At 70.7% G+C, this 26044-nt stretch carries 24 protein-coding genes; 16 read left to right on the forward strand and 8 right to left on the reverse strand.

The window, feature by feature from the left end:
- The 5 genes from sucD (at position 1) to G3576_RS22880 (ending at position 6050) form a co-directional block, all read left to right on the forward strand.
- Positions 1 to 897, forward strand: a complete 897-nt coding sequence (sucD, locus tag G3576_RS22860; RefSeq protein WP_164696784.1) for a succinate--CoA ligase subunit alpha — start codon at positions 1 to 3, stop codon at positions 895 to 897.
- A 202-nt stretch (positions 898 to 1099) separates the two neighbouring features.
- The gene (locus tag G3576_RS22865; protein WP_164696785.1) at positions 1100 to 4000 is read left to right on the forward strand and encodes a 2-oxoglutarate dehydrogenase E1 component; all 2901 of its coding nucleotides are present in this window, start codon (positions 1100 to 1102) and stop codon (positions 3998 to 4000) included.
- A gap of 28 nt (positions 4001 to 4028) precedes the next feature.
- The gene (odhB, locus tag G3576_RS22870; protein ID WP_164696786.1) at positions 4029 to 5258 is read left to right on the forward strand and encodes a 2-oxoglutarate dehydrogenase complex dihydrolipoyllysine-residue succinyltransferase; all 1230 of its coding nucleotides are present in this window, start codon (positions 4029 to 4031) and stop codon (positions 5256 to 5258) included.
- A gap of 34 nt (positions 5259 to 5292) precedes the next feature.
- A complete protein-coding gene (locus G3576_RS22875) occupies positions 5293 to 5661 on the forward strand; it encodes a hypothetical protein (protein ID WP_164696787.1) in 369 nt (122 codons plus the stop codon).
- 71 nt (positions 5662 to 5732) lie between these two features.
- Complete coding sequence (locus G3576_RS22880) at positions 5733 to 6050, forward strand: hypothetical protein (protein WP_164696788.1); 318 nt, start codon at positions 5733 to 5735, stop codon at positions 6048 to 6050.
- A gap of 6 nt (positions 6051 to 6056) precedes the next feature.
- On the opposite strand, the gene G3576_RS32390 is transcribed toward G3576_RS22880, so the two are convergent.
- A complete protein-coding gene (locus G3576_RS32390) occupies positions 6057 to 7961 on the reverse strand; it encodes a calcium-binding protein (protein ID WP_164696789.1) in 1905 nt (634 codons plus the stop codon).
- Positions 7962 to 8048: 87 nt separating this feature from the next.
- Entirely contained in the window at positions 8049 to 9017 is a 969-nt protein-coding gene (locus G3576_RS22890) for a Bug family tripartite tricarboxylate transporter substrate binding protein (RefSeq protein ID WP_164696790.1), read from the reverse strand.
- A gap of 61 nt (positions 9018 to 9078) precedes the next feature.
- On the opposite strand from G3576_RS22890, the gene G3576_RS22895 reads away from it, so the two are divergent.
- Complete coding sequence (locus G3576_RS22895) at positions 9079 to 9540, forward strand: DUF3237 domain-containing protein (protein WP_235952364.1); 462 nt, start codon at positions 9079 to 9081, stop codon at positions 9538 to 9540.
- A 13-nt stretch (positions 9541 to 9553) separates the two neighbouring features.
- Here the strand turns inward: G3576_RS22895 and G3576_RS22900 are convergent, their stop codons facing one another.
- A complete protein-coding gene (locus tag G3576_RS22900; RefSeq protein ID WP_164696791.1) occupies positions 9554 to 10645 on the reverse strand; it encodes a serine hydrolase domain-containing protein in 1092 nt (363 codons plus the stop codon).
- Complete coding sequence (locus G3576_RS22905) at positions 10642 to 11505, reverse strand: AraC family transcriptional regulator (protein WP_164696792.1); 864 nt, start codon at positions 11503 to 11505, stop codon at positions 10642 to 10644. Before G3576_RS22905 ends, G3576_RS22900 begins: the two co-directional genes overlap by 4 nt.
- A 133-nt stretch (positions 11506 to 11638) precedes the next feature.
- Between G3576_RS22905 and lpdA the strand changes: the two genes are divergently transcribed.
- The 10 genes from lpdA (at position 11639) to rsgA (ending at position 22733) form a co-directional block, all read left to right on the forward strand.
- Entirely contained in the window at positions 11639 to 13030 is a 1392-nt protein-coding gene (lpdA, locus tag G3576_RS22910) for a dihydrolipoyl dehydrogenase (protein ID WP_164696793.1), read from the forward strand.
- Between the two features lie 18 nt (positions 13031 to 13048).
- Positions 13049 to 15580: a class I SAM-dependent methyltransferase gene (locus tag G3576_RS31325; protein ID WP_328729634.1), complete on the forward strand. Its 2532-nt coding sequence runs from the start codon at positions 13049 to 13051 to the stop codon at positions 15578 to 15580.
- 27 nt (positions 15581 to 15607) lie between these two features.
- Positions 15608 to 15889 carry a PGPGW domain-containing protein gene (locus tag G3576_RS22925; protein WP_164696795.1) on the forward strand — a complete coding sequence of 94 codons (282 nt, stop codon included), beginning with the start codon at positions 15608 to 15610 and terminating at the stop codon, positions 15887 to 15889.
- Between the two features lie 72 nt (positions 15890 to 15961).
- Complete coding sequence (locus G3576_RS22930) at positions 15962 to 16498, forward strand: DUF4142 domain-containing protein (RefSeq protein WP_164696796.1); 537 nt, start codon at positions 15962 to 15964, stop codon at positions 16496 to 16498.
- A gap of 50 nt (positions 16499 to 16548) precedes the next feature.
- A complete protein-coding gene (locus G3576_RS22935) occupies positions 16549 to 17703 on the forward strand; it encodes an MFS transporter (protein ID WP_164696797.1) in 1155 nt (384 codons plus the stop codon).
- Between the two features lie 179 nt (positions 17704 to 17882).
- Entirely contained in the window at positions 17883 to 18422 is a 540-nt protein-coding gene (locus G3576_RS22940; protein WP_164696798.1) for a TRAP transporter small permease, read from the forward strand.
- Position 18423: 1 nt separating this feature from the next.
- A complete protein-coding gene (locus G3576_RS22945; protein ID WP_164696799.1) occupies positions 18424 to 19701 on the forward strand; it encodes a TRAP transporter large permease in 1278 nt (425 codons plus the stop codon).
- Positions 19702 to 19721: 20 nt separating this feature from the next.
- The gene (locus tag G3576_RS22950; protein ID WP_164696800.1) at positions 19722 to 20717 is read left to right on the forward strand and encodes a TRAP transporter substrate-binding protein; all 996 of its coding nucleotides are present in this window, start codon (positions 19722 to 19724) and stop codon (positions 20715 to 20717) included.
- Between the two features lie 4 nt (positions 20718 to 20721).
- Entirely contained in the window at positions 20722 to 21621 is a 900-nt protein-coding gene (locus G3576_RS22955; RefSeq protein WP_164696801.1) for a TauD/TfdA dioxygenase family protein, read from the forward strand.
- Between the two features lie 122 nt (positions 21622 to 21743).
- Positions 21744 to 22733, forward strand: a complete 990-nt coding sequence (gene rsgA, locus G3576_RS22960; RefSeq protein ID WP_207622995.1) for a ribosome small subunit-dependent GTPase A — start codon at positions 21744 to 21746, stop codon at positions 22731 to 22733.
- A gap of 1 nt (position 22734) precedes the next feature.
- Here rsgA and G3576_RS22965 read toward each other — a convergent pair whose 3' ends face one another.
- The 4 genes from G3576_RS22965 to fsa all read right to left on the reverse strand — a co-directional run bounded on the left by G3576_RS22965 (position 22735) and on the right by fsa (position 25996).
- Positions 22735 to 23514: an SDR family oxidoreductase gene (locus G3576_RS22965; protein WP_164696802.1), complete on the reverse strand. Its 780-nt coding sequence runs from the start codon at positions 23512 to 23514 to the stop codon at positions 22735 to 22737.
- Between the two features lie 147 nt (positions 23515 to 23661).
- Positions 23662 to 24594, reverse strand: a complete 933-nt coding sequence (locus tag G3576_RS22970; RefSeq protein ID WP_164696803.1) for a tyrosine recombinase XerC — start codon at positions 24592 to 24594, stop codon at positions 23662 to 23664.
- The gene (locus tag G3576_RS22975) at positions 24594 to 25343 is read right to left on the reverse strand and encodes a DUF484 family protein (RefSeq protein WP_164696804.1); all 750 of its coding nucleotides are present in this window, start codon (positions 25341 to 25343) and stop codon (positions 24594 to 24596) included. Before G3576_RS22975 ends, G3576_RS22970 begins: the two co-directional genes overlap by 1 nt.
- Entirely contained in the window at positions 25340 to 25996 is a 657-nt protein-coding gene (gene fsa / locus G3576_RS22980; RefSeq protein ID WP_164696805.1) for a fructose-6-phosphate aldolase, read from the reverse strand. Before fsa ends, G3576_RS22975 begins: the two co-directional genes overlap by 4 nt.
- Between the last annotated feature and the right edge of the window lie 48 nt (positions 25997 to 26044).

Raw genomic sequence — 26044 nt, forward strand, 5'->3', positions numbered from 1 at the left:
ATGGCCGTTCTGATCGACGCCAGCACCCGCGTCATGACCCAGGGCTTCACCGGCGCCCAGGGCACCTTCCATGCCAGCCAGGGCATCGCCTATGGCAGCACCTATGTCGGCGGCACGACCCCCGGCAAGGGCGGCACGATGCACCCCGAGCTGAACCTGCCCGTGTTCAACACGGTCAAGGAATGCGTGGCCGCGACGGGCGCCAATGCCAGCGTGATCTACGTCCCCGCCCCCTTCGCGGCGGACGCGATCCTGGAGGCGATCGACGCCGAGGTGCCGCTCATCATCTGCATCACGGAGGGCATTCCGGTGCTCGACATGGTGAAGGTGAAGCGCGCGCTCGATGGCTCCAAGTCGAAGCTGGTCGGCCCGAACTGCCCGGGCGTGATCACGCCGGATGCCTGCAAGATCGGCATCATGCCGGGCCACATCCACCGCCGCGGCTCCGTCGGCATCGTCTCCCGCTCCGGCACCCTGACCTATGAGGCGGTGGCCCAGACCACGGCGGCCGGCCTCGGCCAGTCCACCTGCGTCGGCATCGGCGGCGACCCGGTGAAGGGCATGGACTTCATCGACGTGCTGGAGATGTTCCTGAAGGACGACGAGACCCAGTCGATCATCATGATCGGCGAGATCGGCGGCCAGTCCGAGGTCATCGGCGCCGAATACCTCAAGGAACACAATTTCGGACCCGGCAAGCCCAACAAGCCGGTGGTCGGCTTCATCGCCGGCGCCACGGCCCCCCCGGGCCGCCGCATGGGCCATGCCGGCGCCGTGATCTCCGGCGGCAAGGACACGGCGGAAGCCAAGATGGCGGCCATGAAGGCGGCCGGCATCCATGTGGCGGACAGCCCCTCGGCGCTGGGCTCCACCATGGTGAAGGCGCTGAAGAAGTAACACCCCAGTCACCGTTCCGGGTGCAGATCACCATATGCATGGGGGTCTGCCGCCATGGGGGCGGTGGGCCTATGATAGCGTGACGCCTGCCGGGCGGATTTCCGCCCGGGTTGAGGAAAGCCCACCGGGCGGAGTTCCGCCCGGCTGAGGAAACTGCGACGCCCGGACCCCAGGATGGGCACCGGGCGCGACGGAGAAGAAGATGGCCGGAGTGGATATCCTCGCGAGTGCGATGTCGGGCGCGAATGCCGCCTACCTCGCCGACCTCTACGCCCGCTGGGCGGAGAAACCCGACAGCGTGGATGCCTCCTTCGCAGAGCTTTTCGCGGCGCTGAACGACGAGGCCCGCGCGGTGCTGACGGACGCGACCGGCGCCTCCTGGGCGCCCCGCCTCCGCGGCGCCTTCGGCCCGGATCCGGAGCCGCCGCCCGCGCCGAAGAAGGGCGAGAAGCCCGCCCCGGCCGCCGCGCCCGCCGCGCCCCAGATGGACAAGGCCGCCGCCCAGCGCGCGGTGCTCGACAGCATCCGCGCGCTGATGCTGATCCGCAGCTACCGCGTCCGCGGCCATCTGGAAGCCAAGCTCGACCCGCTCGGCCTGCAGGTGCCGAAGCCCCATCCGGAACTGACGCCCGCGACCTACGGCTTCACCGAAGCCGACATGGACCGGCCGATCTTCCTCGACATGGTGCTGGGCAAGGAATACGCGACTCTCCGGGAAATCCTCGCGATCTGCCGCGCCAGCTACTGCGGCTCGATCGGCGTCGAGTTCATGCACATCCAGGACCCCGAGCAGAAGTCCTGGATCCAGCGCCGGATCGAAGGCGCCCCCTGGCTCAAGGCCTTCGACGCCAACGCGAAGAAGGAGATCCTGCAGGACCTGATCGAGGCCGAGGGCTTCGAGGCCTTCTGCGCGAAGAAATACGCCACCACCAAGCGCTTCGGGCTTGAGGGCGGCGAGAGCACCATCCCCGCCATCCAGGCGATCATCGAGACCGCGGCCGCCGGCGGCGTGAACGAGATCGCGATCGGCATGGCCCATCGCGGCCGCCTCAACGTCCTCGTCAACGTCGTGAAGAAGCCCTACTCGGCCGTCTTCTCGGAGTTCAAGGGCGTCTCCGCGCATCCCGAGGATGTGCAGGGCTCCGGCGACGTGAAGTACCACCTCGGCACCTCGACCGATGTCGAGATCGGCGGCCGGATGGTGCACCTCTCGCTCCAGCCCAACCCCTCCCACCTCGAAGCCGTCGATCCCGTCGTCATCGGCAAGGTGCGCGCGCGGCAGGACATGGCGGGCGACACCAAGGCGCGCCGCAGCGTCATGGGCATCACCCTGCATGGCGATGCCGCCTTCGCCGGCCAGGGCGTGGTCTATGAGACGCTGGCGATGAGCCAGCTCATCGGCTACCGCACCGGCGGCACGATCCATGTCGTGACCAACAACCAGATCGGCTTCACCACCGTCGCGGCGCATGCCTATTCCGGCCTCTACTGCACCGACGTGGCGAAGAGCATCCAGGTGCCGATCCTGCATGTGAACGGCGACGATCCGGAAGCGGTGGTCTTCTGCGCCCGCATGGCGGCGGAGTTCCGCATGCAGTTCGGCGCCGACTTCGTGCTCGACATCGTCTGCTACCGCCGCCACGGCCACAACGAGACGGATGAGCCGGCCTTCACGCAGCCCCTGATGTACAGCCGCATCAAGGAAATGCGCACGACGCGGACGCTCTACGCGGAAAAGCTCGCCAAGGAAGGCAGCATCCCCGCCGACCAGTCCAAGGCGATGCTGGATGCCTTCAACGCGACGCTGGAGGATGCCTTCCAGGCCGCGCAGAGCTTCAAGCCCAACAAGGCCGATTGGCTCGAAGGCCACTGGTCCGGCCTCAAGGCCGTCACGGTGGGCGAGGAGGTGGAGCGCCTGCACGAGACGGCGGTCGGCCTCGACACGCTGCGGGAGGTGGGCGCCGCGCTCGCCCGCGTGCCGTCCGATTTCGGCGCCAACCCCAAGATCATGCGCCAGCTGGAGGCCAAGAAGCAGGCGATCGAGACGGGCGAGGGCATCGACTGGGCGACCGGCGAGGCGCTGGCCTTCGGCACGCTGCTGCTGGAAGGCCATCGCGTGCGCCTGTCCGGTGAGGATGTGCAGCGCGGCACCTTCAGCCACCGCCATGCCTACCTGATCGACCAGAAGACTCAGGCCGAATACGTCCCGCTGAACAACATCCGCGCCGGCCAGCCGAAGTTCGAGGCCTTCAACAGCCTGCTCTCCGAATTCGGCGTGCTCGGCTTCGAATACGGCTACAGCCTGGCGGACCCGCGCACGCTGGTGCTCTGGGAAGCGCAGTTCGGCGACTTCGCCAATGGCGCGCAGGTCATCATCGACCAGTTCATCGCCAGCGCGGAGACCAAGTGGCTCCGCATGTCGGGCCTCGTGATGCTGCTGCCGCATGGCTATGAAGGGCAGGGGCCGGAACACTCCTCCGCCCGCCTGGAGCGCTACCTGCAGCTCTGCGCGGAGCGGAACATGCGCGTCGGCAACCTGACCACGCCGGCCAACTACTTCCACGCGCTGCGCCGCCAGCTGAAGGCGAACTACCGCAAGCCGCTGGTTCTGATGACGCCGAAGTCGCTGCTGCGCCACAAGCTGGCGGTCAGCAGCCTGGCCGATTTCGCGCCGGGCAGCGGCTTCCAGTACGTGATCCCGGAGATCGACGCGATCGCGGCCCCGGAGCAGGTCAAGCGCGTCGTGCTCTGCACCGGCAAGGTCTATTACGACCTGCTGCAGGAACGCCGCGACAAGGGCGTGAAGGACGTGGCGATCATCCGCCTCGAACAGCTCTACCCCTTCCCGCGCACCAGCCTGGCCAAGACCCTCGCGCCCTATGTCAACGCGCAGGTGGTCTGGTGCCAGGAGGAGCCCGAGAACATGGGCGCCTGGACCTTCCTCGACCGCAAGATCGAAGGCGTGCTCCGGGAGATCGAGATCAAGGCGAAGCGGCCCGCCTATGCCGGCCGCATCGAGGCCGCGAGCCCCGCGACGGGTCTCGCCAAGGTTCACCAGCAGCAGCAGGAAGCCCTGGTGCGCGACGCGCTCGGCCTCGGCTGAGCGCGCACCAGGCAGAAGGCAAGGACAGATGACCGATATCGTGGTGCCCCCGCTCGGGGAGAGCGTTTCCAGCGCAACCATCGCGCGCTGGATGAAGAAGGTCGGCGAGGCCGTGGCGGCGGATGAGCCGCTGGTCGAGCTGGAGACCGACAAGGTCACGGTCGAGGTCAATGCCGCCGCCGCCGGCGTGCTGGAAAGCATCGCCGCCGAGGAAGGCGCCGAGGTCGGCCCCGGTGCCGTGCTCGGCACCATCAGCGCCGGTGGCGCCGCCGCCAAGCCCGCCGCCGCCCCGGCACCCCAGGCCGAGGCGCCGAAGCCGGCCCCGGGCCCCGTCGCCACCCCCGCGCCGGCGCCCGCCGCCGTCGCCGCCTCCACGCTGCCGCCCGGCCCCGCCGCCTCCAAGCTGATGGCGGAGAACAACGTGGCGCCCGGCGCCATCACGGAAGCCTCCGGCAAGGATGGCCGCGTGACCAAGGGCGACGTCCTCGCCTTCCTCTCCAAGCCCGCCGCCGCCCCGGCCCCGGCCGCCGCCGCCCCCAAGGCGCCGCGCGCCGCGGAGCAGGGTGAGGAGCGCGTGAAGATGACGCGCCTGCGCCAGACCATCGCGCGGCGCCTCAAGGAAGCGCAGAACACCGCCGCCATGCTCACCACCTTCAACGAGGTGGACATGGGCGCCGCGATGGCGCTGCGCGCCGAATACAAGGACGTCTTCGAGAAGAAGCACGGCGTCAAGCTCGGCTTCATGTCCTTCTTCGTGAAGGCCTGCGTCGCCGCGCTGAAGGAATTCCCGGCGGTGAACGCCGAGATCGATGGCGACGAGATCGTCTACAAGCACTTCGTCCATATGGGCATCGCGGTTGGCGGCCCCTCGGGCCTCGTCGTTCCCGTGGTGCGGGACGCGGACCAGATGTCCTTCGCCCAGATCGAGAAGACGATCGGCGCCTATGGCAAGAAGGCCCGCGACGGCGCGCTGAAGCTGGATGAACTGACGGGCGGCAGCTTCACCATCACCAATGGCGGCATCTACGGGTCGCTGATGTCGACGCCGATCCTGAATCCGCCGCAATCCGGCATCCTCGGCATGCACAAGATCCAGGACCGCCCGATGGTCGTCGGCGGCAAGATCGAGATCCGCCCGATGATGTACATCGCACTCAGCTACGACCACCGGATCGTGGACGGCAAGGAAGCCGTCAGCTTCCTGGTGCGCGTGAAGGAAAGCATCGAGGATCCGCGCCGGCTGATGCTGGACCTCTGATCCTGGCGGGCTGAACGGGGGCCGGTGGCGCCGCATGCAGCGGAACCGCCGGCCCTTTTTCGTGCCTGCGCTGCTGGGCCTGCTGCTGAACCCGGCCTGGCTCGCCATCCCCTTCCTGCAATCGCTCGATCCCGGCGATCTCGACTTCATCCTGCACACGCCCTTTGCCGTGCTGCTGCCCTTGCCCGCGCTCGTCCTGGCGCTGCCGCCACTGGGCTGGCTGCTGGCGCGGCGCTGGCCCTTCGGCGCGGCCGCCGCGGCCGCGCTGCCCTTCCTGCCCGCCTGGCCCTTCGCGGTGGCGGATGCGCTGGCCGGCGCCGGCGGCGCGCTGGTGACGGCGCTGCTGCTGGCTGCGCCGGTCTGGACGCTGGTCGTGCTGCGAACCGCCTGGCGCGGCGGCTGAGAAACAACCGGGCGTTGCTTTCGCCCCGTCATCGCTCTGCCATGATGCGGCGCCCTGCCCGAGCGCCTTGCATGCTGATCCTCGCCTTCGGTTTCCTCGCGCTTGCCGCCGCCCTCGAATACCGGGCGCGGGAGGCGCAGCTGCTGCGAATGGATCCGCGCTCCGACCGCGCCTGGCGCATCCTGGCGACGATCTGCGGCGTGGTGGCGGGGATCGGGCCGCTGGTGGTGATGGCGCGGATCGGCGTGGGGCAGGGGGCTGGCGCCTATGCTGCCGGCGCGGCCTTCGCCTTCGCCGGTGCCTTCACGCCCCATCGCCTCTGGCCGATGATCTCGCCGGCCGCCGGCGTCTTCGGCCTCGGCCTGCTCGTCGGCGCGTTGTTCCGGTAGCCGGTCCTACGCCACCACGACGATCTCGGTATCGGCCCAGCCCGTCATGCTGTTGAGCGTGACGATCCGGACCGCCGCGCCGGCGCCGACGCCGTCCGCATCCCACCACAGCGTCGCGTTGCGCGTATCCAGCATGAACTGCCCGATGCCGTCGGCGGTCGTCGCGACATGGCCCCAGGCGGTCCGGATGCGGCCGGTCGCGACCAGGTCGATGCCATCGGTCAGCCCGCCGCCGAAGCCGGATGCTGAGACCAGGATCCGGTCCTCCGCGCCGTCATAGCGGAAGATCGAATCGGGGCCGTCGGAGACGGCGAGGAACAGGAAGGTATCCGCGCCGGCCTCGCCCTTCATCAGGTCGGTCCCGGCGCCACCCTGCAGCGTGTCGGCGCCGGCACCACCTTCCAGGTGGTCATTCCCGCCGCCGCCGATCAGCCAGTCATTCCCCTCCCGCCCGAAGAGGCGATCCGCCTCGCCCCCGCCATCCAGGGTGTCGTTGCCCGCATCGCCTTCCAGCAGGTCGAAGCCGCCGCGGCCTTCCAGGCTGTCCCCGCCCGCGCCGCCGAAGACCCGGTTCGCCAGCCCGTTGCCCGCGCCGACGATGGCGCCGCTGCCCAGCGCGCGCAGCGCCTCCACCTCATCCGGCAGTTCGAAGCCTGTGGTGCCGCTGATGAAGACGGTATCGTAGCCGCCACCGGGCGCTTCCAGGATCAGGTCGTCGCCCTCGACATAGTAGCTGTCGTCGCCCGCGCCGCCGGCCATCGTATTGGCGCCGGCGCCGCCCTTCAGCACATCCCGCCCCGCATCGCCGGCCAGGCTGTCGTTCCCACCCTCTCCGCGCAGCCCGTCATCGCCGTCGCCACCCGCGATGGTGTCGTTGCCGTCGCCACCGCGCAGCCAGTCGGCATCCTCCCCGCCATCCAGGCTGTCGGCGCCGCCCTCCCCGAACAGCGAATCGCGCTGCTGCCCGCCCAGCAGCGTGTCGTTGCCCGTGCCGCCCTGCAGCGTGTCCTGCCCCGTGCCGCCGCGCAGCAGGTCCGCGCCGTCGCCGCCGAACAGCCCATCGGCATCCGCGTCGCCATCCAGGGAATCGTCGCCCGCGCCGCCATGCAGCGCATCGCCGCCGGCACCGCCGGAAAGCGTATCCGCGCCGCCTTCGCCGCGCAGCGTATCGGCACCCTCCAGCCCCGACAGGGTGTCTCCGCCGCCCCCCGCGCGCAGGGCATTGGCCAGGCCATTGCCCGTGCCGGCGAAGGCCGTGGCGGCGTCGAAGACCAGGACCTCGACGCCCGCGGGCAGGGTGTAGGCGGCGAGGCCGGTGACGCGAACGGTATCGATGCCCTCGCCGGGCGCTTCCAGCACCGCATCGCCGGCATCATCGACCGCGTAGGTGTCGTTCCCGGCGCCGCCGGCCATGGAATCGGCCCCGCCTTGGCCGTTCAGCCAATCCGCGCCGCTGCCGCCATCCAGCGTATCGGCGCCGGCGCCCCCCAGCAGCGTATCGGCGCCGCCGAGCCCCAGCAGATGGTCCGCCAGGGCATGGCCGGTGATGGCGTTGTCCTGGGCATTGCCCGTGCCGGTGAAGGCGATGGCGCTGGCCAGGACCAGCCGCTCCACGAAGGCGGTCAGCGTATAGGCGGCCAGGCCGGAGACCCGGACGGTATCCACGCCCTCCCCATCCCGCTCCTCCACCACGTCACCGGCGGCCAGGCTGTAGTAGTCATTGCCGATGCCGCCCCGCAGCGTATCGGCGCCGCTATCGCCGTTCAGCAGATCGTCGCCCGAACCGCCTTCCAGCAGGTCATCGCCGGCCAGGCCCGACAGCGTGTCCGCCCCGTCCGAGCCCGCGATGGTGTCTGCCGCCGCCGTGCCGCGGAGCCGATCGGCGAAGAGTGTTCCGCTGATGATGGCCATGAGTCCTCGCTGCGCCGAGGGCGCAACGATAGGCCGCGGTCATCCGCATCGTAAACCTGTGATTGATTTACGGGCGATGATGATCGCCTATTCGATGGCGCGGAACCCGGTGGCGCGCACCACCTCCGCCCAGCGCCGCGTCTCCTCCCGCATCAGGGTCGCGAAGGCCTCCCGCCCCCGCCCGGCCGGCCGGAACCCGGCCTCCGCCATGCGGGTCCGGAGCGGCGCGGCCGCCATGGCGGAGAGGACGCCGGCTTCGAGGGACGCCACCGTGGCGGCCGGGGTCGCCGCCGGCGCCACCAGGCCGAACCAGGAATGGAAGGACAGCCGCGGATAGCCCGATTCCGCCAGGGTCGGCACGCCCGGCAGCAGCGCCGCGCGTTCCGGCCCGCTGACCGCCAGCGCCTTCAGGCGCCCGGCCTGCACATGGGGCGCCACCAGCGCCAGGCTGCCGAACATCCCCTGCACGTCGCCGCCCAGGATCGCCGTCATCGCATCGCCGGTGGCGCGGAAATGCACGGCCTCGTGCCGCAGCCCGGCCTCGTTCGCCAGCATGGCGGCGCCGAAATGGCCCGGCGTGCCGGCACCGAAGGTGCCCATGAAGACCTGCGGCCGCGCCCGGCCCCAGGCGATGTAGCCCGCGAGGTCATTCACCGGCAGGTTCGCTGGCACGACGAAGGCGAAGTCGATCGCCGCCACCTCCGCCACCGCCGCGAAGTCCCGCGCGGGGTCATAGGGCAGGCGGGCATAGGTGCTGGGCGCCATGGCCAGCTGCCCGACCTCCCCGAACAGCAGGGTGGTGCCATCCGGCGCGGCGCGGGCCACTTCCTGCGCGGCGATGGCGCCCGCGGCGCCCGGCTTGTTGTCCACCACCACGCCGGCCGGCCAGGCCTCCTTCAGCCCATCCGCCAGCATGCGGCCCACCAGGTCCGGCCCGCTGCCCGGCGGGAAGCCCAGCACCAGCCGCACCGGCCGGTCGGGCAGGGCCGCGCGTGCGGCGGAAAAAGGCAGGATCAGCCCGGCGGCAGCCAGCACGGAACGGCGCGAGGCGTTCATGGTCGTCACTCCCTGGGATTGTTATGATGTATAATGCTCTGACCCGAGGGAGGATTTGAAGATGGAAAAAGCGGCTCCGACGATGCGCTTCGTGGCGGAGGTGAAGGCCGCGGTCGGCGTCCCCGTCAGCCTCGGCCGCGGCCCCAATGGCGAACGCCGCGTCATCGCCATCCTCGGCGGCACCATCGAGGGGCCCGACCTCACGGGAGAGGTCCTGCCCGGCGGCGCCGATTTCCAGCTGATCCGCCCGGATGGCGTCGCCGAGATCGAGGCGCGCTACACGCTGCGGCTGGCGGACGGCGCCCTGGTGCAGGTCACCAATCGCGGCCTCCGCCATGCCGCGCCGGAGGACATGGCCCGCCTGCTGCGCGGCGAGCCCGTGCCGCCGGAGCGCGTCTATTTCCGCACCACGCCGGTCTTCGAGGCCGCGGCCGAGCCGCATCTCTGGCTCACCCGCAGCCTTTTCGTGGGCTACGGCGAACGCCGACCCGATTCCGTGCTGATCCGGATCTACGCGGTCTGAGCCGCCCCGCGCCCTACAGCCGCAGATTCGCCAGCACGATCTCCCGCCAGATCCGCGTCGGCGTCATCCAGGCATCCGGCTGGTCGTAGTGACCGGAGAAGATCGCCAGCGTCAGCCCGGCGGCAGGCAGGCACCAGAGCCTCTGACCCCCATTGCCGAAGGCGCCGATCCAGGGATGGGCCGTGCCGCCGGCGCGATGGGCGCCGAGATACCAGTGCAGCCCGTAGCGCAGCCCATCCTCGATGCCGATCGCTGGCGCCACGCTGGCCGCCAGCCAGTCCCCCGGCACCACCTGCCGCCCTTCCCAGGCGCCACCGTTCCACAGCAATTCCCCGATCCTCGCGAGGTCCGGCAGCGTCAGCCGCAGGCCGGAGGCGGCGGATTCCGCGCCAGGCCCCCGCCCATGCCATTCGAAGCGCGTGATGCCGAGCGGCGTGAACAGGACCTCCCGCGCAAATTCCGGCAGGGACAGACCCGTGCCCCGGGTGATCAGCGCGCCCAGCAGCGTCGTCGCGTTGCCGCCATAGGTCCACCGCGTGCCGGGCGGCGCGACCACCGGCTGTTCGAGGATGAAGCGCAGCCGGTCCGGGGCCTGCTCCATCGCGATCTCGCTGTTGCGTGGATCGGTGTAGGGCAGGCTTTCATCCCATCGCAGGCCGAGCGTCATGGTCAGGGCGTGCCGCACCGTGATGCCTGCCCGCGCCGGATCGGCAGCCAGGTCCGGGAAGCCGGGAAAGGCGGCGGAGAGCGTGGCCTCCGGCGCCGGCACCTGCCCGCGCGCCAGGGCGATGCCATAGAGCAGCGACGTCACGCTCTTCGTGACTGATCGCAAATCGTGCAGCGTCTCCGGCCCGAAGGAAACCTCCCCCAGCGGGCGGCCCCAGGCCTGATCGGGGCCGGATGCGTAGCGCTCCAGCAGGACGCGCCCGTTTCGCCTCAGCAGGACGCCATGAAGCGGCCGCAGCAGGCCGGACCGGAAGCCCGCCTCCAACCGTTCCGCCAGATCCGCGGGAAAACCGGCTTCCTCGGGCGCCCCGCGTTCGAAGGCAGCGGCCTCGAAAGGGGCGGTGGCGGCGCCGGCGATCACCGCGCGGCGCCCGATCATGCCGTCCGTTCCTTCAGCGGGATCATCACCGCCGTCAGCCACTCGCTGGGCGGCAGGCTGCGCGGGTCATTGAGGTAGTCCTCCCGCGCCGGCTGGTCCGCCGGCTCCTCCCCGCTGCCCGGCAGCCATTCACGGTAGAGCCAGGTGTAGGCGCCTTCCAGCTCGGCATAGGGACCCTTGAAGAGTAGCGAGGCGGCGCGGGTCGGCGGCAGCTCGACGATCCGCACGTCCTCGCTGCCCACCGTCCCCGGCGGGACCGTGATCCCGGCATCGGACCGCAGGTCCTTTTCCGCCACCGAAACCGGATCGTCGTGATAGAGCGCGATGCAGCGCGCCTCCGGCGTCACCAGCCCCCGCGCGCCGGCCCAGGCGAGCAGCCGGTCATAGACGGTGCCGATCGCCTCGTACTTCCCGCGATGCGGCAGGCAGGCCAGGCGCAGCGCCGGCTCCTCGCGGATGGTCACCTCGAACATGCCGGTCTCCTCGGGGGTGCGTGGTAGCAGGGGCGTGCCGATGCCGCCGGCGTCGCGATAGGCGGCGGGCGGCACGCCATAGGCGGTGCGGAAGGCGCGGGTGAAGGCCGCCGCGCTGCCATAGCCGCAGCGCTTCGCGACCTGCGCCACCGGTAGCCCCTCCCGCACCAGCATCGCCGCGGCGCGGGACAGGCGCTCCCGCGCCAGCGTCTCGGCCGGGGTCTCCCCGGTCATCTCCCGGTAGAGGCGGTGGAAGTGGAAGGGGCTGAAGGCGGCGGCCTCCGCCATCGCCTCCAGGCTCGGCGGCCGGGCCGGGTCGGCGGCGATCAGCGCCATGGCGCGGGCGATGCGCCGTCCGTAATCCAGTCGGGTCAGGGTCTTCGGCATGGGCCCATCATGCCCCAGCCCCGCTTGATCGCGCTTGCGAAGATGGCTTGTCCCCAAAGCGCTGGGGCCTTGAACCCTGGCGCCCGGCGCGTATGGTCCGGCCGCAGAAGGCAAGGCATCAGGACCACTTCCCATGGCAGACAGTTTCGACGTCATCGTGATCGGCGCCGGCCCCGGCGGCTATGTCTGCGCGATCCGCGCGGCGCAGCTCGGCATGAAGGTCGCCTGCGTCGAGAAGCGGGCGACGCTCGGCGGCACCTGCCTCAATGTCGGCTGCATCCCCTCCAAGGCCCTGCTGCAATCCTCCGAGCATTTCGAGGAAGCGACCCACAAGCTGGCCGAGCATGGCGTCAATGTCGGCCAGGTCTCCCTCGACCTCGCGAAGATGCAGGCCCGCAAGGGCGAGGTGGTCGGCGCCAACGTCAAGGGCGTGGAATTCCTGTTCAAGAAGAACAAGGTCACCTGGCTGAAGGGCGCGGGCCGCATCGTCTCCGCGGGCCAGGTGGAGGTCGCGGGCACCACCTACGCCACGAAGCACATCGTCATCGCCACGGGCTCCGAGAGCACGCCGCTGCCCGGCGTCACGGTGGATGAGAAGCGCATCGTCACCTCCACCGGCGCGCTGGAACTGGACTCCGTGCCCGGCCATCTCGTCGTCATCGGCGGCGGCGTCATCGGCCTCGAACTCGGCAGCGTGTGGCGCCGCCTCGGCGCGCAGGTGACGGTGGTGGAGTTCCTGGACCGCATCGTCCCCGGCATGGACAGCGAGATCGGCAAGGCCTTCGAGCGCACGCTGTCGAAGCAGGGCATCAAGTTCAAGCTCAAGACCAAGGTGACCGGCGCGAGCGTCACCGATGCCGGCGTGACCCTGACGACGGAGCCCGTCGGCGGTGGCGCGGCGGAGACGCTTGCAGCGGATGTCGTGCTGCTGGCCATCGGCCGCCGCCCGCATGTGGAGGGCCTCGGCCTGGCCGAGGCCGGCGTCGCGCTGGATGAGCGCGGGCGGGTGAAGACGGATGGCCATTTCGCCACCAATGTCCCCGGCATCTGGGCGATCGGCGACGTGATCGTCGGCCCCATGCTGGCCCACAAGGCGGAGGATGAGGGCGTGGCCCTGGCCGAGCAACTCGCCGGCCAGAAGCCCCACATCAACTACGATGCCATCCCGGGCGTCATCTACACCTGGCCCGAGGTCGCCAATATCGGCAAGACGGAGGAGGAGCTGAAGGCCGCCGGCGTGGCCTACAAGGTCGGCAAATTCCCCTTCACCGCGAATGGCCGCGCCCGCGCCATGGCCTCCGTCGATGGCTTCGTGAAGATCCTGGCGGACAAGGAGACGGACCGCGTCCTCGGCGCCCATATCCTCGGCCCCGATGCCGGCACGCTGATCGCGGAGATCGCGGTGGCGATGGAGTTCGGCGCCTCCTCCGAGGACGTCGCCCGGACCTGCCACGCCCACCCCACGCTGAGCGAGGCGGTGAAGGAAGCGGCGCTGGCCGTGGATGGCCGCGCGCTGCATATCTGAGGGGCTGATGATGCGGGCGTGCTGGGGAAGGCGCTGCCTTCCCCAGACCCCATCCGCCAGGAGGCAGAGCCTCCTGGACCATCGTCAATTGCCCCCGGTCCAGGGTCCGGCTGGACCCTGGCGGGGGGTGCAGGGGGGCGGCGCCCCCCTGCGAGCCACCCGCACCTGATCAAGTATCTCGGCTCCAAGCGCGCCCTGCTCGGCCAGGTGCTGCGCGCCGTCGGCGCCGCGGCCGGGGAGGGCGCGGTGGTCGCCGACCTCTTCTCCGGCTCCGCCCGCGTCGCCCATGCGTTGAAGGCCGCGGGCTGGCGCGTGGTGGCGAATGACCACCTCGCCTTTGCCCATGCCCTGGCGGTCGGCACCGTGCAGGCCGATGCGGAGCACTGGTCCCTCCAGGCCCGCGGCATCCTGGCGAAATTCGCCCATCTGCCGCCCGCGCCGGGCTGGTTCACCGCGACCTATGCGGAGACCGCCCGCTACCTCCACCCCGCCAATGCCGCGCGGCTGGAAGCGGTACGCAACGCCATCCAGCGCCTCGACCCCGAACCCGAGCTCCGCGCCGTGCTGCTGACCGCGCTGCTCCAGGCCGCGGACCGCGTGGACAGCACCGCGGGCCACCAGATGGCCTTCATGCGGGAATGGGCGCCGCGCGCGCTGAAGCCGCTGGAACTCCGCCTGCCGGAGCTGCTGCCCCGCCCCGCCGCCGGCCCCTGCCTGGCGCTGCAGCGGGATGCGGTGGAACTGGCCGCCGAGATCGACTGCGACGTCGCCTATCTCGACCCGCCTTATGACCAGCACGCCTATCTCTCCAACTATCACCTGTGGGAGACGCTGGTGCGCTGGGACAATCCCACGGTCTATGGCCGCGCCGCCAAGCGGCTGGACTGCCGCACCCGCCGCAGTGCCTTCAACAACCGGCGGGACATCGGCCCCGCCTTCGCCCGCCTGGTCGGCGCGCTGCGCGCCCGCACCCTCGTCGTCTCCTTCGGCGCGGAGGGTTTCCTCCAGCGCGCGGAGCTGGAGCGGATGCTGGCGGCGGGGGCTATCTCCGTGTGCTGGAGATCCCGCATCGCCGCTATGCCGGCACCCGGCTTGGCATCCATAACGGTCGTGGCGAACGCGTCGGCACCCCCGGCGCGGACACCACCACCGAACGCCTCTACGTCGTCAGCGACCGTCACCTCGACCTGCCCGCCGACCAGCCCTGGGCCGATGCCGTCCCAGGCGAGGAGCCCTGCCATGCCCGAGACCCCGACTGACCGCCGCGCCGAGGGCATCCGCCGCCTGGCCGGGCATATCGGCGGGATGCTGAAGGCCGACCTGGTGCTGCGGCTCTGGGACGGATCGACGGTGAAGCTGGGGCCCGACGCCCGCGACGACCTCGCCATCGCCATCCGGGATCCCGCGGTGCTGACGCGGCTGGTGCGACGCCCGAAGCTCGGCACGCTGATCGAGGGTTTCGCCACCGGCGCCATCGGGATCGAGGGCGGCACGCTGCTGGACCTGGCCGCCCGGGCGGAAGGCGGCCGGCGCGGCCTGCTGAAGAAGGTGGACAAGGGCCTGGCCGCCCGCACCCTGCTGCCCTTCCTGTTCGGGTCAGGACCGGCTGTCACGGACCATGGCTGGCGGGGCCCCGGCGATGCCGCGGAATACGGCAAGGGGCGCGACGACAAGGCCCTGATGCATTTCCACTACGACCTCTCCAACGCCTTCTACGCGCTCTTCCTCGATCCGGAGATGGTCTATACCTGCGCCTATTGGCCGACGCCGGAGACGACGCTGGCGGAGGCGCAATTCGCCAAGCTCGACCTGGTCTGCCGCAAGCTCCGCCTCCAGCCCGGGGAACGCCTGCTCGATATCGGCTGCGGCTGGGGCGGCATGGTGATCCATGCGGCCACGCATTGGGGCGTGCACGCCACCGGCGTGACCCTGGCGGAGGAGCAATACGCCTACGCCGTCGAGAAGGTGAAGCGCCTCGGCCTCCAGGACCGCGTGACGATCCTGCTGAAGGATTTCCGGGAGCTGGACACGCCCCCCTTCGACAAGGTGTCGTCGATCGGCATGTACGAGGCCGTCGGGCTGGATAATCGCGAGGGCTACTTCAAGGGCGTGAAGGACCGGCTCCGCCCGCGCGGCGCCTACCTCCACCACGCCATCGCCCGGCCCATGAAGAAGAACGAGAAGGAGTTCAGGAAAAAGCGCCCCGAGTTCGAGGCGCTGGTAAAATACATCTTCCCGGGGGGCGAGCTGGACCACCTCGGCGGCACGCATGACGCCATGGAGCGCAACGGCTTCGAGATCCATGACGTGGAGGGGCTGCGGGAGCATTACGGCCGCACCTGCCGCGCCTGGACCGAGAGGCTGCACGCCAACCGCGACGCTGCCATCGCGGAGGTGGGCGCGGCCAAGACCGATCTCTGGCTGCTCTACCTCGCGGGCTGCGCGCTGGCCTTCGAACGCGGCACGGTGGGTATCTTCCAGACGCTGGCGACGCGCCGCGCCCGCGGCCCGGCCGGCCTGCCAGCCACCCGGGCCGACCTCTACCGATAGGCCCCCCGGAACCCCATCTACCTTCCCATGATGGAGTTCCGGCCTTCCCTCTCCCGCAAGATCGCGGGCTGGTCCCTTCTTGTCCTGGGCGCCCTCGGCTTCGTGCTGCCGGTGCTGCAGGGGGCGCTGTTCACGGCGCTCGGCCTCTTCGTTCTGCGGCACCAGTATCTCTGGGCCCATCGCGGCCTCGGCTGGGCTGGCGAACGCTGGCCCAATGCCGTCGCCAAGGTGGAGGAGATGGAGGGCCGCCTGATCGCCTGGGGCGATCGCCGGCGGGACGGGCTGCGCCGCCTGTGGCGCCGGGGTTGAACGCGGGCGGCGAAACCTCCGCCTGATTTCCTCGTTGCTACGGCTCGACGCTACCGAACCGGAGACAACGCCATGAACCGTCGCCGCCTCATCCTCGCCACCGCGCTCGCCCTGCCGGCCATGCCCGCCCTGGCGCAATCCTCCTCGGGCCTGCTCAACCTCTTCGCCGGCACCGGCGCGGGCGCGAACGCCTTCGTGGAGCGCGTGACCATCGCGAGCAACTTCGAGATCGATTCCAGCAGGACGCTGCTGGAGAAGAGCACCCATCCGCAGATCCGCGACTACGCCAACCGCATGATCGCCGACCACACCGCGATCCTCGCCGAACTGCGTGCCCTGCCGGACGCCGCGACGCGCCAGCCCGCCGCGCTGGATGAGCGGGCGCAGGAGAAGCTGATCCGTCTGCGGAGCTTCGAGGGCGACGAGCTCAACCGCTGGTACGTCCAGATGCAGGTCGATGGCCACAAGGAAACGGTGGAGATCTTCGAGGCCTATGCCGCCAACGGCGAGGTGCCGCGCCTGAAGGAATTCGCGCAGCGCCACCTGCCCTCCATGCGCGCCCACCTGGCCGCGGCCGAGGCCCTGCAGGCGCCGCGCCCGCCGCAATAATCCGCCCGGCCCCGCTTGGCCGGGACGGCGGCGCGTAGCACCCTTCCTGGATGCTGCGCGTCGCCATCGGCCTCGGGATTGCCCAGACGATTGCCTGGGCCTGCACCTACTACCTGCCCGCCGTCATCGCGGTCGCGGTGGCGGAGGAGCACGGAGTCTCCCGCACCCTCGTCGTCGGCGCCTTCTCCGCGGCGCTGCTCGTCGCCGGCTTCTGCTCGCCGCGCGTCGGCCGCCTGATCGAGGCCGGGCATGGCCGCCGCATCCTTTCCATTTCCGCCCTGACCATCGCGTTCGGCCTGGCGCTGCTCGGGCTGCTGCCGGGGCTCTGGGGCTGGACGCTGGGCTGGCTGGTGCTCGGCATCGGCATGGCGATGGGTCTCTACGAGGCCGCCTTCGCCACCATGGGGCGGATCTTCGGCCAGCAGGCCAGGCGCGGCATCACCACCATCACCCTCTTCGCGGGCTTCGCCAGCACCATCGGCTTCCCGATCGGCGCCGCGCTGATGCCCGGCATGGGCTGGCGCAACCTCTGCCTGCTCTACGCCGCCGTGCATGTGCTGGTGGTACTGCCGATCTACTGGTTCATGGTGCCGCCCGCCGTGCCAGCCGCGACGACCGGCGCGAAGCCGCGCCCGGATGCCGCGGCGCTGGCCTGGGCTCGGCGGGCCTTCCTGCTGCTGGCCGCCTTCTTCATCCTGCGCTCCACCATCTCCGCCGTCTTCGGCGTGCACCTGATCGTGCTGCTGGAAGCGCTGGGGCTGGCGCTCGCGGTCGCCGTCGGCATCGCCGCCGCGGTCGGCGCCGCGCAGGTCGGCGGGCGGCTGATGGAATTCACGCTTGGCGGCGGGACCCATCCGCTAACCGTCGCGAAACTCGGCGCCACGCTGCTGCCGGCCGGCGTGCTGGCCCTGCTGCTTTTGGGCCCCGTCGCCGCGCTGCCCTTCGCGCTGGCCTATGGCGCCTCCAACGGCATCCTCACCATCAGCCGCGGCACCGTGCCGCTCGCGCTCTTTGGCGCGGAGGGCTACGCCGTGCTGATGGGCCGCATGGCGATGCCCGTGCTGGTGTCGCAGGCGCTGGCGCCGACGCTGGCGACCCCGCTGGTGGAGGGCCTGCCAGCCCTCGCCGTCTTCGGACTTGCCGGCCTGATGGCGGTGGTGGCGCTGGGCTGCCTGATGCTGGTGGCGCCGCGCCCCTCGACGTGAGTTCCTTCTGCCCAAGGGCTGCGCAGCTGCGGGCGTGACTGCGCCGCCATCGGGCGTATGCGAAATGGGTGCCTCCGGCCGCGCCCGGTTTGCGCGTTCATTGCACTGGCTTCACCTTTGCTCCTTCCACTCCCGTGCCGCTTCGTGGGGAGCACGGGATGGATGGCTTGGGCGCGACCATGGCTGGGAGGGCGGCGACCGCCTGGCCACTCCGCCTCGCGCAATCCGCACTGCGCCTGCTGCGCCGCCTGGTCGATGGCGTCCTGATCCTGCTGCTGGCCGTCATGGTCCTGGCCGTGCTGGCGCAGGTGCTTGGCCGCTACGTCTTCAACTTCTCGATCGGCGAGGCGACGGAACTCGCCACCTTCGCGCAGATCTGGATGGTGCTGCTCGGCGCCGGCTACGCCATGCGCGAACGCCTGCACGTCTCGATCGAGACGCTGGTGGAGATGCTGCCGCCCATCGTCGCGCGGCTGCTGATGCTGCCCGTGGCCGCGCTCTGCCTCTGGTTCCTCTGGGTGGTCTTCGAGGGCGGGCTGCAGCTGCTGGAGATCGGCGCCATCCAGACCAGCGCCGCGCTGCAGATCAGCATGGAGATCCCCTATATCGCGCTGCCCGTCAGCGCCGCCTATTTCGCACTGGAAGCCGCGCTGGCCTTCGGCGCCGTGCTGCTCGGCCTGAAGCCCGTCGCCACCGGCGGCGGCGTGAGGGTGGATTGAGATGATCCTCACCTTCGGCTCCTTCCTCGCCCTTCTCGCCGCCGGCGCGCCGATGGTTTTCGTGCTCGGCGTGGCGGGCGCGCTGACGCTCGCCATCACGGGGCAGACGCCGCTCGTCGTCGTGGCGCAGCGCCTCTACAACGGGCTCGACAGCTTCCCGCTGCTGGCCATCCCCTTCTTCGTGCTGGCCGGCCTCATCATGGAACAGGGCGGCATCGCCCGCGCCATGGTGGCGCTGGCCACCGCGCTGGTGGGCTGGGTGCGCGGCAGCCTCTTCATGGTCGCGACCGTCACCGCCACGGGGCTTTCCGCCATCTCCGGCTCCGGCAGCGCGGATACCGCCGCCATCTCCTCCATCCTGCTGCCGGAGATGCGCAAGCGCGGCTACGACATCGACTACGCCGCGGCCGTCGTTGCCTCCGCCGGTTCGCTCGGCCCCATCATCCCGCCCTCCATCATCATGGTGGTGCTGGCGATGATCAGCGACCTCTCGGTGGGTGCGATGTTCCTCGGCGGCATCATCCCCGGGCTGATCGGCGCCGCCGGGATGCTGGTCGGCCACTGGCTCTACGCCAGGCGCGAGCCCGAACGCTATGCGGATGCCGAGCCCTTCAGCGCGCCCCGGCTCTGGACTGCCTTCCTCGGCGCGCTGCCGGCGCTGTCCATGCCCATCATCGTCGCCGGCGGCATCATCTGCGGCGTCGTCACGCCGACGGAAGCGGCGGTGCTGGCTGTCGTGGTCGGCATCCTCGTCGGGCTCTTCGCCTACAAGGAACTGAAGCTCTCGCAACTGCCGCAGATGATGCTGCGCACGGCCGGCATCTCCTCCGCCGTCATGATCATCATCGGCACCGCTTCCATCTTCTCCTGGCTCATCGCCGTGCAGGACGTGCCGCGGATGATCAGCGCCTGGTTCCAGGCGAATATCGGCTCCCCCTGGGCCTTCCTGCTCTCGGTCAACGTTCTGCTGCTGATCGTCGGCATGTTCCTCGAAAGCATCTCGGCCCTGCTGATCCTGATGCCGGTGCTGATGCCCATTGCCATCGCGATGGGGATCGATCCGCTGCATTTCGGCGTCGTCGTCGCCATCAACCTCTCCATCGGCCTGATCACGCCGCCCTACGGCATCTGCCTCTTCGTCGCCTCCACCGTCGCCAAGCGGTCGGTGATGCAGATCTCCCGCGTCATCTGGATCCCGCTGATCCCGCTGATCCTCATGCTGCTGCTCAGCACCTATGTCCCCGCCGTGGTGCTGTGGCTTCCCCGGACCCTGCTGTGACAACGAAGGAATCGAAGCCCATGGCCTTCACGCTCCGCCGCCGCGCGCTGCTGCCGCTCGCGGCCCTCGCGCTGCCTGCGCTCCCCCGCAGCCCGCTCGGCCAGGCGCCGCTGATCCTCCGCGCCGCCCACACCAATGCGGTCGGCGAGGTGCAGGATGAGGGCCTGAAGGTCATGGACCGCCGCCTGAGGGAGATCACCGGCGGCCGCGCCGGGCTGCAGATCTTCCCCAACGGCCAGCTCGGCAACGAACTGCCGATGATCGAGGGCGTGGCGCTCGGCACCATCGACCTCGCCGTGCCCTCCCACGCCGCGCTGGCGAATTTCGTGCGCGAGTTCCAGCTCTTCGACATGCCCTTCCTCGTGAAGGACTACGCGCATCTCGCCCGCGTCGCGACCGGCCCCGTCATGCCCGAACTGGCGGAGGCTTCCGCGCGCCGCAACTTCCGCCTGCTCGGCCTCTACTCCTCCGGCATCCGCCATTTGATGACGCGCGATCCGGTCGCGAGCATGGAGGCGCTGCGCGGCCGCAAGGTGCGCGTGCAGCAGAACCCCGCCCATGTCGCCGCCTGGCAGGCCTTCGGCGCCAATGCCACGCCGCTCGCCTATGGCGAACTCTACGGCGCGCTGCAGGTCGGCGTCGTCGATGGCGCGGAAGCCGCCTACACCAACTATGTCGGCCAGAAGTTCTACGAGGTCGCGAAGAACTGGGCGCCGATCGGATGGCTCGCTTTGACCGCGCCGGTGATCATGAGCGAGCGGAAATTCGCGACCCTGCCCGCCGACATCAAGGCGGCCATCCAGCAGGCCGCCGAGGAATCCGCCGTCTGGGAACGCAATCTGGTCGTGGAGGGCGAGGCCGCGCTGCACCAGCAGGTGGTCGGCCACGGCGTCACCATCACCCAGCCCGACCGCGCGCCCTTCGTCGCCGCGGCGCGTCCCCTCTATGACCGCTTCCTCACCAGCGAGGCCGACAAGCGCCGGCTTCGCCTGGTGATGGACACGGCGGGGGCATGACGCCATGGCCTCCACCCTCGCTGCCTGGCGCGCCGCCGCCGCCCGCCGCGGCCTCGGCATCCGCGACCTCGGCCCCGCCATCGGGGTCGAGATCACCGGCGTCGATCTCACGCAACCCGAAGACGCGGAGATCACCGCCATCCTCCGCGCCGCCTGCGTGGAGCGCACGCTGCTGCTGCTGCGCAACCAGCAGGCGCTGACCCCCGGCGGCTTCGTGGGCTTCGCCCGCCGCTTCGGGGATGAACTCGACCTGCACAGCCGCCGCGACCTCTGCCATCGCGACCACCACGAGATCTTCGTGGTCGGCAATGTCGTGGAGAACGGTCGCGCCGCCGGCGCCGCCAAGGTCGGGCTGAACTGGCACACGGACCACTACCACCTGGCCCATCCCGCCCTCTTCACCTTCCTCCACGCCATCGAGGTCCCGCCCGAGGCCGGCGAGACCCGCTACGCCAACGGCATCGCGGCGTGGGAGGCGCTGCCGGAGGCGATGCGTTCGCGCATCAGCGGCCTTCGCGTCCTGCACAGCCGCGCGCGGCTCTACCGCGAACTCTTCCCCGACGCGACGGAGGAACAGGCGCAGGCCGAGGCCGCGCGCTTCCCCGACGTCTCCCACCCCCTGGTCCGCACCCATCCGGAATCCGGTCGCCGCGGCCTTTACATGGGCGGCGAATGGGGCTCGATCATCGAGGGGATGCCGGAGGACGAGGCGAAGGACCTCTTCGCCGAACTCCTGGCGCATATGACGAAGCCCGACTTCGTGCATGAGCACCACTGGCAGCCCGGCGACGTGCTGATGAGCGACAATCGCTGCAGCCTGCACCGCGCCACCGAATGGGATGAGGGCCGCCACAAGCGCCGTCTGCACCGCCTGATCCTGCTGGACGACGCGACGCCTGTGTAGGTGCTACGCTCCCCGCCAACCCGGGGAGAACGGCACTGTCGATCGAGGAACATGGCTGGTCCGATGCATGGCGTGCGGCCTTCGCGCCGCACGCCCATGCCGGCCACATCCCGGGACGCATCGTGGTCCAGCAGCGGGAATACAACCTCGTCATCACGGAGTCCGGCATCCTCAATGCCCGCCTCTCCGGCCGCCTGCGGCATGAGGCGCGGGAGGCCGGGCATCCCGCCGCCGGCGACTGGGTGGCGCTGGCCGCCAAGCCCGCGGAGGGCACGGCCACCATCCACGCCGTGCTGCCCCGCCGCACCGCCTTCATCCGCCGCGCGGCCGACAGTGTCCGCACGCTCCAGGTCATCGCCGCCAACATCGATGTCGTCTTCGTCGTCACCTCGCTGAACGCCGACCTGAACCCGCGCCGCATGGAACGCTTCCTCGCCGCGGCCTGGCAGAGCGGCGCACGCCCCGTCGTCGTGCTGACCAAGTCGGACCTGGCCGACCAGCCCGAGGCCCGGCGGGCGGAGGTCGCGGCCCTCGCTGCAGGCTGCCCCGTCGTCATCGTCTCCGCCCGCAAGGAGCAGGGGCTGGACGACCTCCGTGCCCATATCGCGCCAGGCGAGACCTGCGTCCTCATCGGCTCCTCCGGCGTCGGCAAGTCGACGCTGGTGAACACCCTGCTGGGGGAGGCGCGGATGGCCACCCAGGCGATCCGGGAGGATGATGCCAAGGGCCGCCACACCACCAGCCACCGCCAACTCGTCCTGCTGCCCGGCGGCGGCATGATCCTGGACACGCCAGGGATCCGGGAGGTCGGGCTGGTCGACGCCGATGAAGGCGTCGTCACGGTCTTCGAGGACATCGAGGAACTGGCGACGCATTGCCGCTTCAAGGATTGCGGCCACACCAACGAACCCGGCTGCGCGGTGCGGGAGGCGCTGGAGACGGGCACGCTCGACCCCGATCGCTGGGCAGCCTTCCGGAAGCTGAGCGACGAACTCGCTGCCGCCGCGCAGGTGAAGGACCGGGCGGCGCAGGATGCCGACCGCATCCGCGCCGCGAAGCAGCAGCGATCCTACCGCAAGGCCAAGACGAAGCTGCGCGGCGGGGATTCGTGATTTACGTCATGCTGGCGGTAACGCCGCCATCCACGAAGATCAGCTGGCCGGAGACGAAGTCGCTGGCCGGGGAGGCGAGGAAGACCGCCGTGCCCGCGATCTCCTCCGCATTCGCGTAGCGCCCCGCGGGGCAGCGCCGCGTCACCATGGCCAGCCATTCCGGGTTGGTCAGCAGCGGCCGGTTCAACTCCGTGTCGAACCAGCCGGGCCCGATCGCATTGGCCTGGATGTTGAACGGCCCGAGTTCCACCGCCAGCGCCCGGATGAACATCTTCAGCCCGCCCTTGGCGGAGGCATAGGGCGTGATGGTCGCCCGCCCGAGGTCGGAGGCGAGCGACCCCGTCGCGATCACCTTGCCCCGCCGGCGCTCCTTCATCCCCGGCACCACCAGGCGGGAGAGGCGCCACAGCGCGGTCAGATGCGTGTCCATCACGCTGTACCAGCCCTCCTCCGTCGTCTCCTCCACCGGCGCGCGATGCTGGTTGCCGGCGTTGTGGACCAGGATGTCGATGGGGCCGAGCGCCTTCACCGCCGTCTCCACCGCCGGGCCGTCCGTGACGTCGAAGGCGCTGGTCCGCGCGGCCAGCCCATCCGCCCGCAGCCCCGCCGCCTGCGCCTCCAGCGTCGCCGCGTCGCGCCCGTTCAGGATCACCTCCGCGCCGGCCTGCGCCAGGCCCCGCGCCATGGCGGCACCCAGCCCCCGCGACGCCCCGGTGATGAGCGCGACGCGCCCCGTCAGGTCGAATTGCCGCGCATGCGCCGCGCGCGCCGTCTCGTTCATGGTGGTTCCCTCCGCTGGTGACCGGAACACTGCCACCGCGCTGCCCCCACCCCAACCCTCCCCCGCAAGCGCGGGGGAGGGCGCGCACGATACTCCCTCCCCCGCGCTTGCGGGGGAGGGTCGGGGTGGGGGTCCGCGCCGCCCCCCTCAATCCGCCCGAGGATGCGCCTTCTGCCACGTCTCCAGCAGCGCCGCGGCATCGACGCGGGTATAGCGCTGCGTGGTGGACAGGCTGGCATGGCCGAGCAGCTCCTGGATGGCGCGGAGGTCCGCGCCGCCGCCCAGCAGATGCGTCGCGAAGGAATGCCGCAGCGCATGCGGCGTCGCATGCTCCGGCAGCCCCGCCAGCCGCCGCCAGTGTCGCAAGGACCGCTGCGCCACCGCGGGATCGAGCCGCGCGCCGCGCGCGCCCACGAACAAGGGACTCTCCGGATGCCGGTCGGGGTGTTCGACCAGCCACGCCTCCATCGCCTGCCGCACCGCCGGCAGCACCGGCACCAGGCGCTGCTTGTTGCCCTTGCCGGTCACGCGCAGCGCGGCCTCCGACCCCGCCCGTGGCGCGTCCTTCACATCCAGCGCCAGCGCCTCCGCGATGCGGAGCCCGCAGCCATAGAGCAGCGTGAACAGCGCCACGTCCCGCGCCGCCTGCAGCCGCGGCTGCTCCGACCGGTCGGGGTCATGCACGCCGCCGATATTGGCCGCGATGTCCTTGGCATCGGCGGCGGAGAGCGCGCGCGGCACCGGCGCCCCCGCCCGCGGCCCCCGCATCCCCGCCAGCGCCGCGACGGGATGGCCCTGCCGCCTCGCCAGGTCGCGCAGGAAGCCCCTGATCGCCGCCAGCCGCCGCGCCCGCGTGGCATTGGCATCGCCCGCCCGCGCCCGCTCCGCCAGGAAGCCACGGATGTCAGCCGGCCGCAGCGTGGCCAGCGCCGTGCCGTCCGGCACCTCGCCCAGGTGCCGCGTCAGGAAATCGATGAACAGCGCGAGGTCCGCGCCATAGGCCTCCACCGTATGGGCGCTGGCGCGGCGTTCGCGCGCCAGCATGGCAAGCCAGGAAGCGACCGCTTCCGGGGCCTCCATCAGCGAGAGAGGGCGGCCGCCACGGCCCGGCCCAGGAAGGCGATCGTCGTCACCGCCTGCCGCGCCGGCAGCGACGCCGCATCCCGCGCGCCGAGAGCCAGCAGGCAGGGCGTGCCGCACCACAGCGGCACCCGCGCCACGGCATCGCGCGTCACCAATGGCGCCGCCTCCGCATGCAGCAGTTCGGCATCCGTGATCTCGCTCCGCACCCGCGCATCCCGTCCGCGCCCGACCAGCCGCGCGACGGAACCGGGCGGCAGCATCCGCACGCCATGGCGGGGCAGGGAGGTCTCGGCCGGCGCCCGGCGCCCCGGCAGGAAGGAAGGCCCGCCCGCCGGCTCCGCGAAGATCGCGCAGCTTTCCACCCGCAGCAGCGCCGGCAATTCCTGGCTGACCGTCTCGGGAATGTCGCGCGACCGCATCAGGGCCAGCACGGCGAGCCTGACGCGCAGCACCAGCGCCGCCCCCGCCCTTCCATCGGCGATCGCGGCCTGCACCTCGGCCTCCAGCTGCCGGGTGCGGGCCCGCTCCGCGGCCACCATGGCCACCATGTGGTCCGCCATGTTCTCCCCATGCACGCGCCGCGGCGCGGACAGGGATCGATACAGATCCGGATTCTTCGTCAGGAAGTCCGGATGGTCGCGCAGATACGCCGCGACCTCCTCAGCCGTGAGGGCCGGGCCGCAAGCGGCCACAGGACCCTGGCCATCGGCCAGGGGATCGAGGAGGTTCGCGGCGCGTGATGTCACAGGATGCTCTGCCCGGTCTTGGCCCAGTCCGCGAGGAAGGCGGAAAGCCCGGCCTCGGTGAGGGGATGCTTGAGAAGCTGGCGGATCACGGAAGGCGGCAGCGTCGCCACATGGGCGCCGAGCTTGGCCGACTGCACCAGATGGATCGGGTGCCGGACGGAGGCCACCAGAACCTCCGTCTTCAAATTCGGGTAGTTGCGGTAGATCTGGACGATGTCGGCGATCAGCGACATGCCGTCGGTCGAGATGTCGTCCAGCCGGCCGACGAAGGGGGAGATGAAGGTCGCCCCCGCCTTCGCCGCCAGCAGCGCCTGCGCCGGGGAGAAGCAGAGCGTGACATTGACCGGCGTGCCTTCCTGCGACAAAGCCCGGCAGGTGCGCAGCCCGGCTTCCGTCAACGGCACCTTCACGCAGACATTGGACGCGATGTTGCGGAGGAACCGGCCCTCCGCCAGCATGCCCTGGAAGTCGGTCGCCGTGACCTCGGCGCTGACGGGACCTTCCGTGATGGCGCAGATCTCGGCGATCACCTCCGCCATCTTCCGCCCGGACTTGGCGATCAGGCTGGGGTTGGTGGTCACGCCATCGACCAGGCCCGCTTCCGCCAGGCTGCGGATATCGGCCACATCGGCGGTATCAACGAAGAACTTCATCAGGCTTGGTCCCTTTGGCCAATCGGCTGGCGAATCCCCATCTGAGGA

Source organism: Falsiroseomonas algicola, from assembly GCF_011040385.1.
In the GTDB taxonomy this organism is placed as follows: domain Bacteria; phylum Pseudomonadota; class Alphaproteobacteria; order Acetobacterales; family Acetobacteraceae; genus Falsiroseomonas; species Falsiroseomonas algicola.